This is a genomic window from Roseomonas sp. E05 (assembly GCF_030063475.1).
GTDB lineage: Bacteria > Pseudomonadota > Alphaproteobacteria > Acetobacterales > Acetobacteraceae > Pseudoroseomonas.
The window spans coordinates 79641-92243 of record NZ_JASIRT010000007.1 but is presented as its reverse complement, the minus strand read 5'-3'; the positions used below and the strand labels follow the sequence as shown (position 1 = coordinate 92243).

The window sequence follows — 12603 nt, the reverse complement described above, 5'->3', positions numbered from 1 at the left end:
CTCAGCGTTCCACCTCGCGCTGCCAGCGGCGCGTCCAGTCCATCCGGTTGGCGTTGATGGTCTCCCAGTCCATGGCGACCAGCTTCTTCACCTGCTCCTCGCCGTAGATGACCTGGCTGGCCACCTCCGGCGGCAGCTTGGCGTTGCGGTTGGTCGGGCCGGAACCGTACTCCTTGGAGAAGATCGCCTCCACCTCCGGCGAAACGAGGTGGGAGACGAATTTCTGCGCCAGCTCGGGGTTCGGGCTGCCCTCCACGGCGCAGGTCGCCGTCATCAGCGCCACGCCGCCTTCCTTGGGGGCGATGAAGCCCATCGGGAAGCCGGCGAGTTGCATGGCGCGCGCGCGGGAGGAGCCCCAGACGGCCATCCAGATCTCGCCGGACTGGAACATCTCGCTCATCTTGCCCGGGCTGCTCTCATAGGCGAGCACGTTCGGGTTCACCTTCTCCCGCATCGCACGGAAGCCGGGGTCGATGGCCTTCTCCGAGCCGCCATTGATGCGCGCCATCATGACGAGCGTGTGCACGCCATAGGTGTTGTCGATGCCGGGAATCGAGACGCGCTGCTCCAGGTCGGCGCGCTCCAGGTCCTTCCAGCTCGTCGGCGCCGGCAGGTTGCGCTCCTTGAACAGCTTCTCGTTCCAGGCGAGGCCGGTATAGCCGAAGCCGGTGCCCAGCGCCTTGCCGCCGCCGAGCACGGCGATCGGGTAGAGCGCGTCCTGCGCCGCCTTGTCCGTCACCTGCTGACAGAAGCCCAGGCTGATCGCCTGGTACATCGGCCCGTCATCGAGCACGACGACGCCGATCTGCTGGTTGCCCTTCTGCGCCTGCAGCTTCGCCAGGCTGTCGGTCGAGTTGCCGGCCAGGTAGTCGACCTGGACGTTGTTGGCCTTCTCGAAGGGCGGGATCACCTGCTCCCGCATCACCTTCTCGTAGCTGCCGCCATAGGCGGCGACCACCAGGCGCTGCTGCGCCAGCGCGGAGCCGGCCAGTTGCGGAGCGGCCATCAGGCCAAGCAGCGAGGCCGCTGCCAGGAGCGCTTTTCTCATCATCCCAGATCCTTGCTCACCCTGTGCCGGCGGGAAGGGCGTGGCATCTGTGCCGTCCGCGCAAGGCGCGGCCGTCCGTGTGGCGTGCCATTCAGGCTCCCGTCCCGCCCGGTCCCTCACAGGCTGGCATCCGTTGCCGCGGTGGGGCAAATGCATAATTCTCCCGGTTTCATTCCTTTTGGTAGCGAAGTTCCGTCGCATGACGCCTGCCCGTCTCCGCCAGCTTGAGGCCTTCCTGGCCGTCCTGCACGCCGGCTCGGTGGGCGCGGCGGCGGAAATGCTGTCGCTCTCCCAGCCCGCCGTCACCAAGCTGCTGCGCGCTCTGGAGGACGAGACGGATCTCGTGCTGTTCGACCGCACCCGCCGCCGTCTGCGCCCGACACCCGAGGCGCAGCGCTTCGCGACCGAGGTGGAGGGGCTCTTTGCCGCGGCACGCCGGGTGGATCAGGTGGCGAATGACATGCGCAGCACCGGCGTCGGCGAGTTGCGCATCGCCAGCCTGCCGCTGCTCGGAACGGAGCTGCTGCCGCGCCTGCTGGCGGAATTCGCCGCGGCCCATGGGCAGCCGCGCCTGTCGCTGACGGTCGCCAGCTCGCATGAGGTGGTGGAACTTGTGCGGGGCGGCCAGGTGGAGCTGGGCTTCACGCTGCCGCTGCCCGGCCTGGCGCCGCTGGAGGTGGCGGCACCCTTCCGCATGCCGGCGGTGCTGGTGCTGCCGCCCGGCCACCGCCTCGCCGGCCGGCGCGAGGCCACGCCGCGCGAGCTGGAGGGCGAGCCCTGCATCTCGCTCGGCCGCCAGTACCGGCTGCGCCACCTGGTGGACGAGCTGTTCGAGCGCCATGGCGTGACGCGCCGGATGGTGGCGGAGACGCAGAACGCCCAGGCCGCCTGCGCCATGGCCGCGGCGGGGCTCGGCTTCGCGGTGAGCGACCCGGTCTCCGCCGCCGGGCAGGCCGGGCGGGCGGCGATGCTGCGCCTGACGCCGACGACGGTCTTCCACATTCATGTGCTGGCGCCGCCTGGGCGGCCACTGGCGCTGCTGGCCAGGCACTTTCTGGCCCGCCTCACCGCGGGGCTGGCGCCCTATGGCGTTCGGCCGGCCGGCGGCCGGCGTGCCGCCGCGGCCGGCCGGGCGCAGCGCGACGGCCGGAGCGCCGCCCGCTGAGGGATGCGCGGCCGCGCTCCGTCAGTGCTCCGAGAGGATGTCCACGATGCGCTCGGCCAGCGCCTCCATCGTGAAGGGCTTGACCAGGACGTGCATGCCGGGTTCCAGGGTGCCCTTGCTGAGCGTTGCGTTCTCCGCATAGCCGGTGATGAACAGTACGCGCAGCTCCGGGTGGATCTGGCGGGCCGCATCGGCCAGCTGGCGTCCGTTCATGCCACCGGGCAGGCCGACATCGGTGACCAGCAGATCGATGCCAGGGTCGGATTGCAGCATCTGCAGGCCGGAAGCCGCGTTGGTCGCCTCCACGGCCGCATGGCCCAGCTCCTTCAGCACCTCACTGGCCAGCATACGGACGGTTGGCTCGTCGTCCACCACCAGGACCCGCTTGCCCCCCTCCGTCCAGGACGGCGCCTTGGGCCGGCGGGGCTCCGTTTCTCCCTCCTCCACCTGTCCCCGATGCCGGGGCAGATAGATGCAGACCTCCGTGCCGACGCCCCGCTCCGAGGCAATCCGCACCTGGCCGCCCGACTGCCGGGCGAATCCATAGATCATGGAAAGCCCGAGCCCTGTGCCCTGCCCCAGCGGCTTGGTGGTGAAGAACGGGTCGAAGGCACGCTGGAGGGTCTCCGGACTCATGCCGGTGCCGGTATCGGCGACGCGGATCGCGACATACTCGCCGGGCTGCATGTCGCACTCCCGCGCAGGCTGCGCGTCGAGGATGGTGGTGGCGGTCCTGAGAGTCAGCCTTCCGCCGTCGGGCATGGCATCGCGGGCGTTGATGCAGAGGTTGAGGAGGGCGTTCTCGAGCTGGTTCGGGTCGCACCGCGTCGGCCAGAGGTCGGGCGCCAGCTCGAAGCGCAGCTCGATCGCCGGCCCGACTGTGTGCCGCACCAGGTCTTCCATGCCGGCAACCAGGCGGTTCGGATCGATCGGCTTCGGGTCGAGCGTCTGCCGCCGCGCGAAGGCGAGCAGCCGGTGCGTGAGCGCCGCCGCGCGCGAGGCGGCGCCCTGCGCGGAGGAGATGAAGCGCTCGAGATTCTGGGTCTGGCCGCGCGCCACCTGCGTCTGCAGCAGTTCCAGGCTGCCCATGATGCCGGTCAGCAGGTTGTTGAAGTCATGCGCCAGCCCGCCGGTGAGCTGGCCGAGCGATTCCATCTTCTGCGCCTGGAAGAGCTGTTCGCGGGACTGCTCCAGTTGCAGCTGCGTCTCGCGCCGCTCGGTGAGGTCGCGGGTGATCTTGGCGAAGCCGATCAGCTTGCCGTTCTCGCGGATGGCGTCGATCACCACGCTGGCCCAGAAGCGGGTGCCGTCCTTTCGCCGCCGCCAGGCCTCGGCCTCGTAGCGCCCCTCGCGCCGGGCGATGTCGAGCGCCCGCCAGGGCATGCCGGCGCTGACGTCCTCTGGCATGTAGAAACGGGAGAAGTGCCGGCCGATGATCTCGGCGGCGGAATAGCCCTTGATGCGTTCGGCGCCGGCATTCCAGCTGGTGACGCAGCCCTCGGGGCTGAGCATGTAGATGGCGTAGTCAGTCACGCCCTGCACCAGCAGGCGGAAGCTCCGCTCGCTCTCCAGGGCCGCCAGTTGCGCCTGGTGCTGCGCGGTCATGTCACGCGTGATCTTGGCGAATCCGATCAGCCGGCCATCCTGCAGGATGGGGTCGATGACCACCATCGCCCAGAAGTGGCTCCCGTCCTTGCGGCAGCGCCAGCCCTCGGCGGCGAAGCGGCCTTCCCGTGCGGCGGTTTCCAGCGCCCGCCGGGGAAGCCCGGCGGCCTTGTCCTCCGCCGTGTAGAAGCGCGAGAAATGCGCGCCGATGATCTCCTCGGTCGTGTAGCCCTTGAGCCGCCGGGCGCCCGGATTCCAGCTCATGACATACCCTTCCGGGTCGAGCATGAAGATGGCGTAGTCCACCACCGCCTGGACGAGCAGTTCGTAGGTGTTGGCCGCGGAAAGTGGCGTGCCTGGTGTCATTGGGGTGCGAACTTCGCGGTACGGGTCCGTTCCGGGGATATCAGCACCGGTCGGGACCGGCGGCAGGCGGTTGTGCCATCATGCGGTTCATTCCTTCCAGCCCGGTCCTGTGCCATGCCTTCCGCCCGGGATGGCAGGTTCAGGCGGGCGGCAGGGCTAGTTTGTAGCCCTCGTGGCTGGCGAGGAAACCCAGCCTCTCATAGAAACGATGTGCGTCGGTGCGGCTCTTGTCGGAGGTGAGCTGGACCAGGCCGCAGCCGCGCGCCCGGCATTCCGCGACCGCCCAGGCGAGCATGCGCTGGCCGAGGCCGCTGCCGCGCCGCGATGCGGCAACCCGGACCGCTTCGATCTGTCCGCGCCAAGCTCCCTTGCGGGCGAGCCCCGGGAGGAAGGAGATCTGCAGGGTGCCTGTCACCTCCTCCCCCTCATCCGCGACCGCCAGCATCTGGTTCGGGTCGGCGGCGATGGCCTCGAACGCCGACAGGTAGCGCGGGTCCGGCGGTGTGCTCACGACTTCCCGCTGGCTGCCTAGAGCATCTTCCGCCAGCAGGGCGACGATGGCCGGGAGATCGGAGCGCCGCGCCGGCCGGAAGATAACCTGTTGCATCCCGCGAGGTTATGCCGACCGGCCCGTTCATGCAAAGCCCGGAGCGGAGCGGCCCGAGGGGGCGGGGTCAACAAGCCTCCCCTTTGCGCCTAAGATCGCCGGGCCCGGAGAGTCGGCGAGGGGGAACCAGGCCCATGCACCTGCAATGCGTCGAGTGCGGCAAGGCCCATCCTGCCACCTTGCGCTATGCCTGCGCCGCCTGCGCGGGCATCCTGGAGGTGGTGGGCAGCGGCGGCCTCGCGCCGCCGGCCGGGCCGGGGCTGGCCACCAGCATGTGGCGCCATGCCGACCGGCTGAGCGTCAGCGACCCGGCGGCCATTGTCTCCCTCGGCGAGGGCGGCACGCCGCTGCTGCGGGCGCCGCGCATCGAGCGGGCCATCCCCGGCTTCACCGGCGAGATCTGGCTGAAGGACGAGACGCGCAACCCCTCCGGCTCCTTCAAGGACCGGCTGGTCAGCGCCGCCATCAGCAAGGCCATCGAGCTGGGCGCGAAAGGGGTGGTCTGCGCCTCCTCCGGCAATGCGGGGGCCTCGGTCGCGGCCTATGCGGCGCGGGCGGGGATGGGGGCGATCATCGTGGTGCCGGCCCACACGCCGGCGGGGAAGGTGACGCAGATCGCGGCCTATGGCGCCATCCTGCTGCTGGTCGAGGGGCATTACAGCCGCTCCTACGATCTCGCCGCCGCCCTGGCGGAGCGGCACGGCTTCGCCAACCTGACCACCACCTTCATCAACCCCTATGCGGTGGATGCGCTGAAGCTGGTCGGACTGGAGCTGATGCAGCAGCTTGGCGACGTGGCGCCCACCCATGTCCTGGTGCCGACCGGCAGCGGCCCGCTGGTGAAGGGCGTGGTGCAGGGCTTCGCCGAGGCGGGCGCCCGGCCCAGGGCGGTGGCGGTTCAGGCGGAGGGCTGCGCGCCGATCGTGCGCGCCTTTGAGGCCGGGGAGACGAAGGTCACGGCCTGGGGCATGCCGACGACCATCGCCTCCGGCATCAGCGACCCGCTGATCGGCTATGAGCGGGACGGCAGCTACACGCTGCGGCTGGTGCGCGAGACGGAGGGGCTGGCGGTCGCGGTGAGCGATGACGAGCTGCGCGAGGCCATGCGGCTGCTGGCGCGCGGCGAGGGCGTCTATGCCGAGCCGACCGGCGCCAGCCCGATCGCGGCGCTGCGCAAGCTGGTGGCGGAAGGCCGCGTCGAGCCGGGGGCACGGGTGGTCTGCATGGTCACCGGGCACGGCTTCAAGGATGCCAAGGCCTATCAGGAGATGCCGGCGCGCACCTATCCGGTGCCGGCGCCGGAGGATGTCACGGCGGTGGCGCGGCTCTGTGAGCGCGCCATGCGGGAGAGGGATTGAAGCGAGATGCGGATCACCGTTCTGGGGGCCGGCGTGATCGGCGTCGCCAGCGCCTATTGGCTGCAGCGGGCCGGGCACCAGGTCACGGTGCTGGAGCGGCGCGAGGGCGCCGGGCTGGAGACCAGCTGGGGCAATGGCGCCATCATCCATGTCTCCTCCGTGCAGCCCTGGGCGGCGCCGGGCGTGCCGCTGAAGGTGCTGAAGTGGCTGGGGCAGGAGGACGCGCCGATGCTGCTGCGCCTTTCGGCCGTCCCGCGCATGTGGCGCTGGGGCTTGGGCTTCCTCGCCGCCTCGCGCGCTGCGGTGCACGACGCCGGGGCGCTGGCCAACCTGGAGCTGGCGCTGCTCTCGGCGCGCTCGATGGCCGAGATTCGCGAGGCGACGGGGGTCCGCTACGACGACGCCCGGAACTGCGTGATCAAGACCTTCGCCACCACCGCGGAATGGGAGGCGGCGACGAAGGCGCATGAGGCGCTGGCGCCCTACGGCCTCGTCACCGAGCGGCTGGACCGCGCCGCCTGCGTGGCGCGTGAGCCGGCACTCGGCCCGGTGCAGGAGAAGGTCGCCGGCGGCCTGTTCTTCCCGCAGGACGAGGTGGGCGACTGCAACAAGTTCAGCCAGGGTCTCGCCGCCTGGTGTGCCGCCCAGGGCGCCACCTTCCATTACAACACCACCGTGCGCGACATCGTCCTGAAGAACGGCCGCGTGGCGGCGGTGGACAGCAGCGCCGGCGAGATCGAAGCGGACGCCGTGGTGGTGGCGCTGGGCAGCCACTCGCCGCAGATGCTGCGCAAGCATGGCATCACCGTGCCGATCTATCCGGTGAAGGGCCTCTCCGTCACGGCGCCGCGCAGCGTCTGGCCGGAGGGGCCGCGCAACGCGATCCTGGACGACGGCCGCAAATTCGCGCTGACGCCGCTCGGCGACCGCTACCGCATCGTCGGCTCGGCCGAGGTGGCGGATTTCGACACGACGCCCTCTCCGCTGCGGATCGGCGCGCTGATGCGCAATGTCGCCTCGCTCTTCCCGCAGTTCGAGGGCGCCGATTCGGCGCCGGGCGCGGTGCGCTGGGCCGGGCTGCGGCCCATGGTGCCGAACGGCATCCCGCGCATCGGCGCGACGCGCGTCCCGGGCCTCTATCTCAACACCGGCCACGGCCACACCGGCTGGACCATGGCGGCGGGTTCCGGGCGCCGGCTGGCGGAGATCATCGACGGAAGGGCCAACACGACCGTCGCGGCGGCGTGACAAGCGGCCGATTTCTTGCTCCCCTTCACCCAAGGACATGCCACCAAGGCATGCCGAGGGGCAGAAGGGGATTCACGATGGATACAAAGGACGACAAGACCGCCAGCATGGAGCGGCGTGGCCTGTTCGGCATCGGCGCCGCCGGCGCGGCGCTGGGCGGCGTGGCCGGCCTGCTGGGGTCACGCCCGGCGCAGGCCCAGGCCGCCACCAAGAGCAAGCTGCAGGTGGTGAAGGAACGCGGCCATCTGATCGTCGGCACCGGCAGCACCAACCCGCCCTGGCACTTCGAGGGCGCCGACGGCAAGCTGCAGGGCATGGACATCGACCTGGCGCGCCTGCTCGCCAAGTCGCTGTTCGACGATGAGAACAAGGTCGAGTTCGTGCTGCAGGGCTCGGATGCGCGCATCCCCTCCCTGATCACGGACAAGGTGGACATCGTCGTGCAGTGGATGACGATCACCCCCGGGCGCGCGCAGCAGGTGGAATTCACCATCCCCTACTACCGCGAGGGCGTCGGGCTGATGGTGCTGGCGCGCGGCGGCAAGTACAAGAACTTCGACGAGCTGAAGAAGGCCGGCAAGGACGTCACCGTCGGCGGCATGCAGAACGTCTTTCTGGAGGAGTGGGTGCACAAGGCGCTGCCGGATGCCAAGGTGGACGCCTTCGAAAGCCCGGACGCCACCCTGCAGGCGCTGAATGCCCGCCGCATCGACGCCTACATGGCCGACCAGTCGGCGATGCGCTGGCTGATGCAGCAGGCGCCGAACCGCTTCGTCGATGCCGGCTACGGCTGGATGCCCAACTCCTACGCCTCCGCGGTGAAGCCGGGTGACCCGGTCTGGCTGAACTGGGTCAACACCGTCTACAAGGAGGCGATGGTGGGCGTGGACTTCGACTATTTCGCCGCCTCCTACAAGAAGTGGTTCGGCATCGACCTGCCGATGCCGCAGGTGGGCTTCCCCACCGAGTTCCGCTGACCGGCCGGGGACAGGGAGGGCGCCGCCCTCCCTGGAACCCACCCGCCGGGGTGGCCGCGCCATCCCGGACCCCGCCATTCGTGGGTGCGCCGGAAGAACCATGATCGACTATCATTTCGACTGGGGCGTGATCAGCCGCAATGCGGACAACCTCGTCAACGCCCTGCTGCTCGGCCTCGGGCTGGCAGTGGTGTCGCTCGTCATTGGCTGCGTCATCGGGTTGGTGGCCGCCTATGCGCGCGTCTCCGGGCGCCTCTGGCTCTCGGCGCCGGTGCGCGCCTATGTCGAGTTCATCCGCTGCACGCCGCTGCTGCTGCTGATCTTCTTCGTCTATTTCGGCCTGCCGGAATTCGACATCACCTATCTGGACAAGACCGAGAGCTTCATCCTGACGCTCTCGCTCTATGCCGGCGCCTATATGAGCGAGGTGTTCCGCGCCGGGCTGGCCTCCATTCCCAAGCAGTATGTCGAGGCGGCCAAGGCGATCGGCCTCAGGCCCTGGCAGCGGCAACGCTATGTCGTGCTGCCCGTGATGTTCCGCATCACGCTGCCCTCGGTCAGCAACAACCTGATCTCGCTGTTCAAGGACACCTCCCTCGCGGCGGCCATCGCCATCCCGGAGCTGACCTTCACCGCGCGGCAGATCAACGCCAACACCTTCCGCGTCATGGAGGTCTGGCTGACGGCGAGCGCGATGTATCTCGTCACCTGCTACATCATCGCCACCCTGCTGCGCCTGATCGAGCGCCGCTACGCCAGCATCCGCTGAGGGGAGGGGAGGCATGTTCGACACCTCGATGCAGCCGGGCACCTTCCTCTTCGAGGCTTGGCAGGCGCGCTTCTCGCTGCTGAGCGGCCTCGGCGTGACCATGGGCAGCTCGGTGCTCACCATCATCATCGCGACGATCCTGGGCACGCTCTTCGGCGTGGCGCTGGCCTATGGCTGGTGGTGGCTGCGCGCGCTGGTCCGCCTCTACGTGGACATGCTGCGCGGCATCCCCGTGCTGGTGCTGATCCTCTTCACCTATTACGGGCTGGCGCTGTTCGGCATCAACGTGCCGGCCTTCTGGGCCGGGGTCATCGCGCTCTCGGCCTTCGCCACGGCGCATGTGGCGGAGAACCTGCGCGGCGCCGTGCAGTCCGTCCCCGCCGGGCAGATGGAGGCCGCCAAGGCCATCGGCCTGCGCTTCGGCCAGCGGCTGCGCTACGTCATCATCCCCCAGGCCTTCCGCCGCATGCTGCCGCCCTGGGTCAACACCGGCCTGGAAGTGGTGAAGGGGACGACGCTGCTCTCCGTCATCGGCGTGGTGGAGCTGCTGCTCTCCACCCAGCAGGTGGTGGCGCGGAACTACCTGATCGTCGACTTCTACCTGCTGGCGACGGTGATGTACCTGGCGATCAACCTCGTCATCGCCCAGCTCGGCGCGCTGCTGGAGCGCCGCTTCTCCTACCTGCGCTACTGAACGGAGCCGCACCCATGAGCAAACCCCCGCTGCTGCAGGCGCGCGGCGTCCGCAAGAGCTTCGGCAACACCGAGGTGCTGAAGGGCATCGACCTGGAGGTGCGGCAGGGGCAAGTGGTCTCGCTGATCGGCGCCTCCGGTTCCGGCAAGACGACTTTCCTGCGCTGCGTGAACCTGCTGGAGGAGCACAACGGCGGCGAGATCCTGCTCGACGGCGACCCGATCGGCTACCGCATGGAGGGCGGCCGGCGCCGCCGCCTCTCGGAGGCGCGCGTCTCCGCCCAGCGGGCGCGGATCGGCATGGTGTTCCAGCAGTTCAACCTCTTCCCGCACCTGACGGCGGAGGAGAACGTGATGCTCGGCCTGACCAAGGTGCTGGGCAAAAGCAAGGCGGAGGCGCGGGAGATCGCCTCCGGCTGGCTGGCGCGCGTGGGGCTGGCCGAGCGGCGCGGGCACTACCCCTACCAGCTCTCGGGCGGGCAGCAGCAGCGCGTGGCGATGGCTCGCGCGGTGGCGATGGAGCCGCGCCTGCTGCTGTTCGACGAGGTGACCTCGGCGCTGGACCCGGAACTGGTGGCGGAGGTGCTGGGGGTGATGCAGGACCTCGCGGCCTCCGGCCAGACCATGCTGGTGGTGAGCCACGAGATGCTCTTCGTCCGTGAGGTTTCCCACCACGTGGTCTTCATGGACCAGGGGCGGGTGGCGCAGGAGGGGACACCGGCCGAGGTGTTCGAGAACCCGGAAAGCGAGCGGCTACGGAGCTTTCTGGGGCGGTTCCATGGGATTTTCAGACAGCAGTAGAAAATAAAAAGCGCTAAGCGCTTCTTCTGTTGCTGAAGGGAACACATTCAAATGGAATAATTGCGTCACGTGTTTGCAGTGGTGCGTTCGAGGGCCTGAGGTATCCCCCAGGCCCCTTTCTCCCCCCCTCGTCGGGCCTTACTGCCCCGGCCTGACCCCCATCGCCACGGTGTATTCATCCGCCCGCGCCACATAGGTCAGGCCGCCGCGCATCGCCCAGATGTTCTTCTGCATGTGCAGCGGCACCAGCGCCACGTCCTCCATGCCCACGCGCATGGCCTGCTTGAAGATGTCCTCGCGCTTCTCGTCGTCCGGCGTGCTGAGGCCCTTCTCCACCAGCGCGTCCACTTCCTTGTTGGAGTAGCCGCTGAAGTTGACGGTGCCGAAGCCCTTCTCGGGAATACGCGTCGTCAGGTTGCCGCGCAGGGCGGTGGAGGGCTCGCCCGCCGTCGCCCAGCCGATCAGCATGGCCGACATGTCGTTCTTCGCCTGCCGCTGCGCCAGCACGGCGAAGGGGATGGCGTCCACCGTCGTCTTGATGCCCACGCGCTGCCACATCTGGCCGATGGCCTGGATGATCTGCGCGTCGTTCACGTAGCGGTTGTTCGGCCCGATCAGCGTGATGTTGAAGCCGTTCGGGTAGCCCGCCTCGGTCAGCAGCTTCTTGGCCAGGTCAGGGTCATAGGCCGGGGGCTTGATGTCCTCGGCATAGCCGTTGGCGCCGGGCGGCATCATCTGGCCTGCCGGCAGCGCCGCGCCCTGCATCACCCGGTCCACGATGCCCTGGCGGTTGATGGCATGGGAGAGCGCCTTGCGCACCCGCAGGTCGCGCAGCGGGTTCTTGTCCAGCAGCTTGCCGCTGGCATCGGTGATGTAGGGCGAGACGTCGTGCGCGGTGTCGATCTTGAGATAGATGCAGCGCAGGCTCGGGATCTCGGAGAAGCCGATGCCCTGGGTCGTTCGCAGGCGCGGCATGTCGTTCGGCGGCACGACGTCGATCATCTGCACGTCGCCCGAGAGCAGCGCGGCCACCCGCACGCCGTCATTGGCGATGAAGCGGTAGTTCACCTGCGCCCAGGCCGGCTTCTCGCCCCAGTACTGGTCGTTCCGCTTCATGATGACGCGGTCGTCCGGCGTGAAGGAGACGAGCTGGTAGGGGCCCGTGCCGATGACGGCCTTGCCGTTGTTGAAGTCGCCGGTGGAGACGTTGTCGCCCACGGAATGGGAGATGATGAAGACCTGGCTCAGGTCCTGCGGCAGCAGCGGATAGACGCCGCGCGTCTTGAAGCGGATCGTGTAGGGGTCCACCACCTCGGAGGATTCGATCCCCTTGGTGTAGATGGCGAAGGAGCCCGGGCTGTTGAGGACGTTCGGCACCCGCTTCAGGGTGAAGATCACGTCCTCGGCCGTGAACTCGTCGCCGTTGCTGAACTTCACGCCCTTGCGGAGCTTGAACTCCCAGGTGGTGTCGTCGAGCAGCTTCCAGGATTCCGCCAGGCCGGGGATCAGCTGCGCCTTCGCGTCGCGTCCCACCAGCTTATCGAAGAAGTGCTCCGCCACCATGTTGTTGGGGGAGAGCGTGTGGTAGTGCGGGTCGAGCGAGGTCGGCGGCGCGGCGACGGCCAGGTTCAGGGTCTGGCCGGTCTGGGCGGCGGCCTGGCGGGAGCCCGCCAGGGTGAGCGGCATGGCGGCCAGGAACGGCAGCGCCAGGCAGGAGCGGCGGCTCAGCGGGGCTTGGGTGACGGTACGCGTCAAGACGACGTCTCCGGAAAGAGAAGAAGGTGTGAAGGCATCCCATGTGGCCGCCTGTCCTCGGCGGCTCACGGCTGGATTGCTGCATACGGCGTGGCCGGAGGTCAACAGGCCGCACGCGGTTGCGGTGACGAGGCGGGTGGCGGCGCATCCGGGCGTGCGGCGCGGCTCTGGCCGTGGCATCAAGGCGCTGGCGCCGGGCGCGCCCGCCGCG

11 protein-coding genes are annotated in these 12603 nt (G+C 69.1%); 7 read left to right on the top strand and 4 right to left on the bottom strand.

What is annotated here, in order from left to right:
* Position 1: 1 nt before the first annotated feature.
* Positions 2 to 1048 carry an ABC transporter substrate-binding protein gene (locus tag QMO56_RS09825; protein ID WP_283525312.1) on the bottom strand — a complete coding sequence of 349 codons (1047 nt, stop codon included), beginning with the start codon at positions 1046 to 1048 and terminating at the stop codon, positions 2 to 4.
* Positions 1049 to 1247: 199 nt separating this feature from the next.
* On the opposite strand from QMO56_RS09825, the gene QMO56_RS09820 reads away from it, so the two are divergent.
* Positions 1248 to 2213 (top strand): LysR family transcriptional regulator, encoded by a 966-nt coding sequence (locus QMO56_RS09820; protein WP_283525311.1) that lies wholly within the window; start codon positions 1248 to 1250, stop codon positions 2211 to 2213.
* 21 nt (positions 2214 to 2234) lie between these two features.
* On the opposite strand, the gene QMO56_RS09815 is transcribed toward QMO56_RS09820, so the two are convergent.
* Both QMO56_RS09815 and QMO56_RS09810 read right to left on the bottom strand, forming a co-directional pair.
* Positions 2235 to 4184 carry a PAS domain-containing sensor histidine kinase gene (locus QMO56_RS09815; protein ID WP_283525310.1) on the bottom strand — a complete coding sequence of 650 codons (1950 nt, stop codon included), beginning with the start codon at positions 4182 to 4184 and terminating at the stop codon, positions 2235 to 2237.
* Between the two features lie 139 nt (positions 4185 to 4323).
* Positions 4324 to 4791: a GNAT family N-acetyltransferase gene (locus QMO56_RS09810; RefSeq protein WP_283525308.1), complete on the bottom strand. Its 468-nt coding sequence runs from the start codon at positions 4789 to 4791 to the stop codon at positions 4324 to 4326.
* 134 nt (positions 4792 to 4925) lie between these two features.
* Here QMO56_RS09810 and thrC point away from each other — a divergent pair, with 134 nt between their 5' ends.
* The 6 genes from thrC to QMO56_RS09780 all read left to right on the top strand — a co-directional run bounded on the left by thrC (position 4926) and on the right by QMO56_RS09780 (position 10637).
* On the top strand, positions 4926 to 6149 hold the full coding sequence (thrC, locus tag QMO56_RS09805; RefSeq protein ID WP_283525306.1) for a threonine synthase: 1224 nt from the start codon (positions 4926 to 4928) through the stop codon (positions 6147 to 6149).
* Positions 6150 to 6155: 6 nt separating this feature from the next.
* Positions 6156 to 7397 (top strand): D-amino acid dehydrogenase, encoded by a 1242-nt coding sequence (locus tag QMO56_RS09800; protein WP_283525305.1) that lies wholly within the window; start codon positions 6156 to 6158, stop codon positions 7395 to 7397.
* A 77-nt stretch (positions 7398 to 7474) separates the two neighbouring features.
* Positions 7475 to 8374: a transporter substrate-binding domain-containing protein gene (locus QMO56_RS09795; RefSeq protein WP_283525304.1), complete on the top strand. Its 900-nt coding sequence runs from the start codon at positions 7475 to 7477 to the stop codon at positions 8372 to 8374.
* A gap of 103 nt (positions 8375 to 8477) precedes the next feature.
* Positions 8478 to 9143 (top strand): amino acid ABC transporter permease, encoded by a 666-nt coding sequence (locus QMO56_RS09790; protein ID WP_349362350.1) that lies wholly within the window; start codon positions 8478 to 8480, stop codon positions 9141 to 9143.
* 13 nt (positions 9144 to 9156) lie between these two features.
* Positions 9157 to 9837 carry an amino acid ABC transporter permease gene (locus QMO56_RS09785; RefSeq protein WP_283525302.1) on the top strand — a complete coding sequence of 227 codons (681 nt, stop codon included), beginning with the start codon at positions 9157 to 9159 and terminating at the stop codon, positions 9835 to 9837.
* 14 nt (positions 9838 to 9851) lie between these two features.
* Positions 9852 to 10637, top strand: coding sequence for an amino acid ABC transporter ATP-binding protein (locus tag QMO56_RS09780; protein ID WP_283525300.1), 786 nt, complete (start codon positions 9852 to 9854; stop codon positions 10635 to 10637).
* Between the two features lie 138 nt (positions 10638 to 10775).
* On the opposite strand, the gene QMO56_RS09775 is transcribed toward QMO56_RS09780, so the two are convergent.
* Positions 10776 to 12392 carry an ABC transporter substrate-binding protein gene (locus tag QMO56_RS09775; protein ID WP_283525299.1) on the bottom strand — a complete coding sequence of 539 codons (1617 nt, stop codon included), beginning with the start codon at positions 12390 to 12392 and terminating at the stop codon, positions 10776 to 10778.
* Between the last annotated feature and the right edge of the window lie 211 nt (positions 12393 to 12603).

What these genes read in the sequence shown, in the direction of transcription:
- QMO56_RS09815 (WP_283525310.1), bottom strand. Translation starts at nt 4,184, where the DNA reads ATGACACCAGGCACGCCACTTTCCGCGGCCAACACCTACGAACTGCTC.
- QMO56_RS09810 (WP_283525308.1), bottom strand. Translation starts at nt 4,791, where the DNA reads ATGCAACAGGTTATCTTCCGGCCGGCGCGGCGCTCCGATCTCCCGGCC.
- QMO56_RS09785 (WP_283525302.1), top strand. Translation starts at nt 9,157, where the DNA reads ATGTTCGACACCTCGATGCAGCCGGGCACCTTCCTCTTCGAGGCTTGG.
- QMO56_RS09795 (WP_283525304.1), top strand. Translation starts at nt 7,475, where the DNA reads ATGGATACAAAGGACGACAAGACCGCCAGCATGGAGCGGCGTGGCCTG.
- thrC (WP_283525306.1), top strand. Translation starts at nt 4,926, where the DNA reads ATGCACCTGCAATGCGTCGAGTGCGGCAAGGCCCATCCTGCCACCTTG.
- QMO56_RS09825 (WP_283525312.1), bottom strand. Translation starts at nt 1,048, where the DNA reads ATGAGAAAAGCGCTCCTGGCAGCGGCCTCGCTGCTTGGCCTGATGGCC.
- QMO56_RS09800 (WP_283525305.1), top strand. Translation starts at nt 6,156, where the DNA reads ATGCGGATCACCGTTCTGGGGGCCGGCGTGATCGGCGTCGCCAGCGCC.
- QMO56_RS09820 (WP_283525311.1), top strand. Translation starts at nt 1,248, where the DNA reads ATGACGCCTGCCCGTCTCCGCCAGCTTGAGGCCTTCCTGGCCGTCCTG.
- QMO56_RS09780 (WP_283525300.1), top strand. Translation starts at nt 9,852, where the DNA reads ATGAGCAAACCCCCGCTGCTGCAGGCGCGCGGCGTCCGCAAGAGCTTC.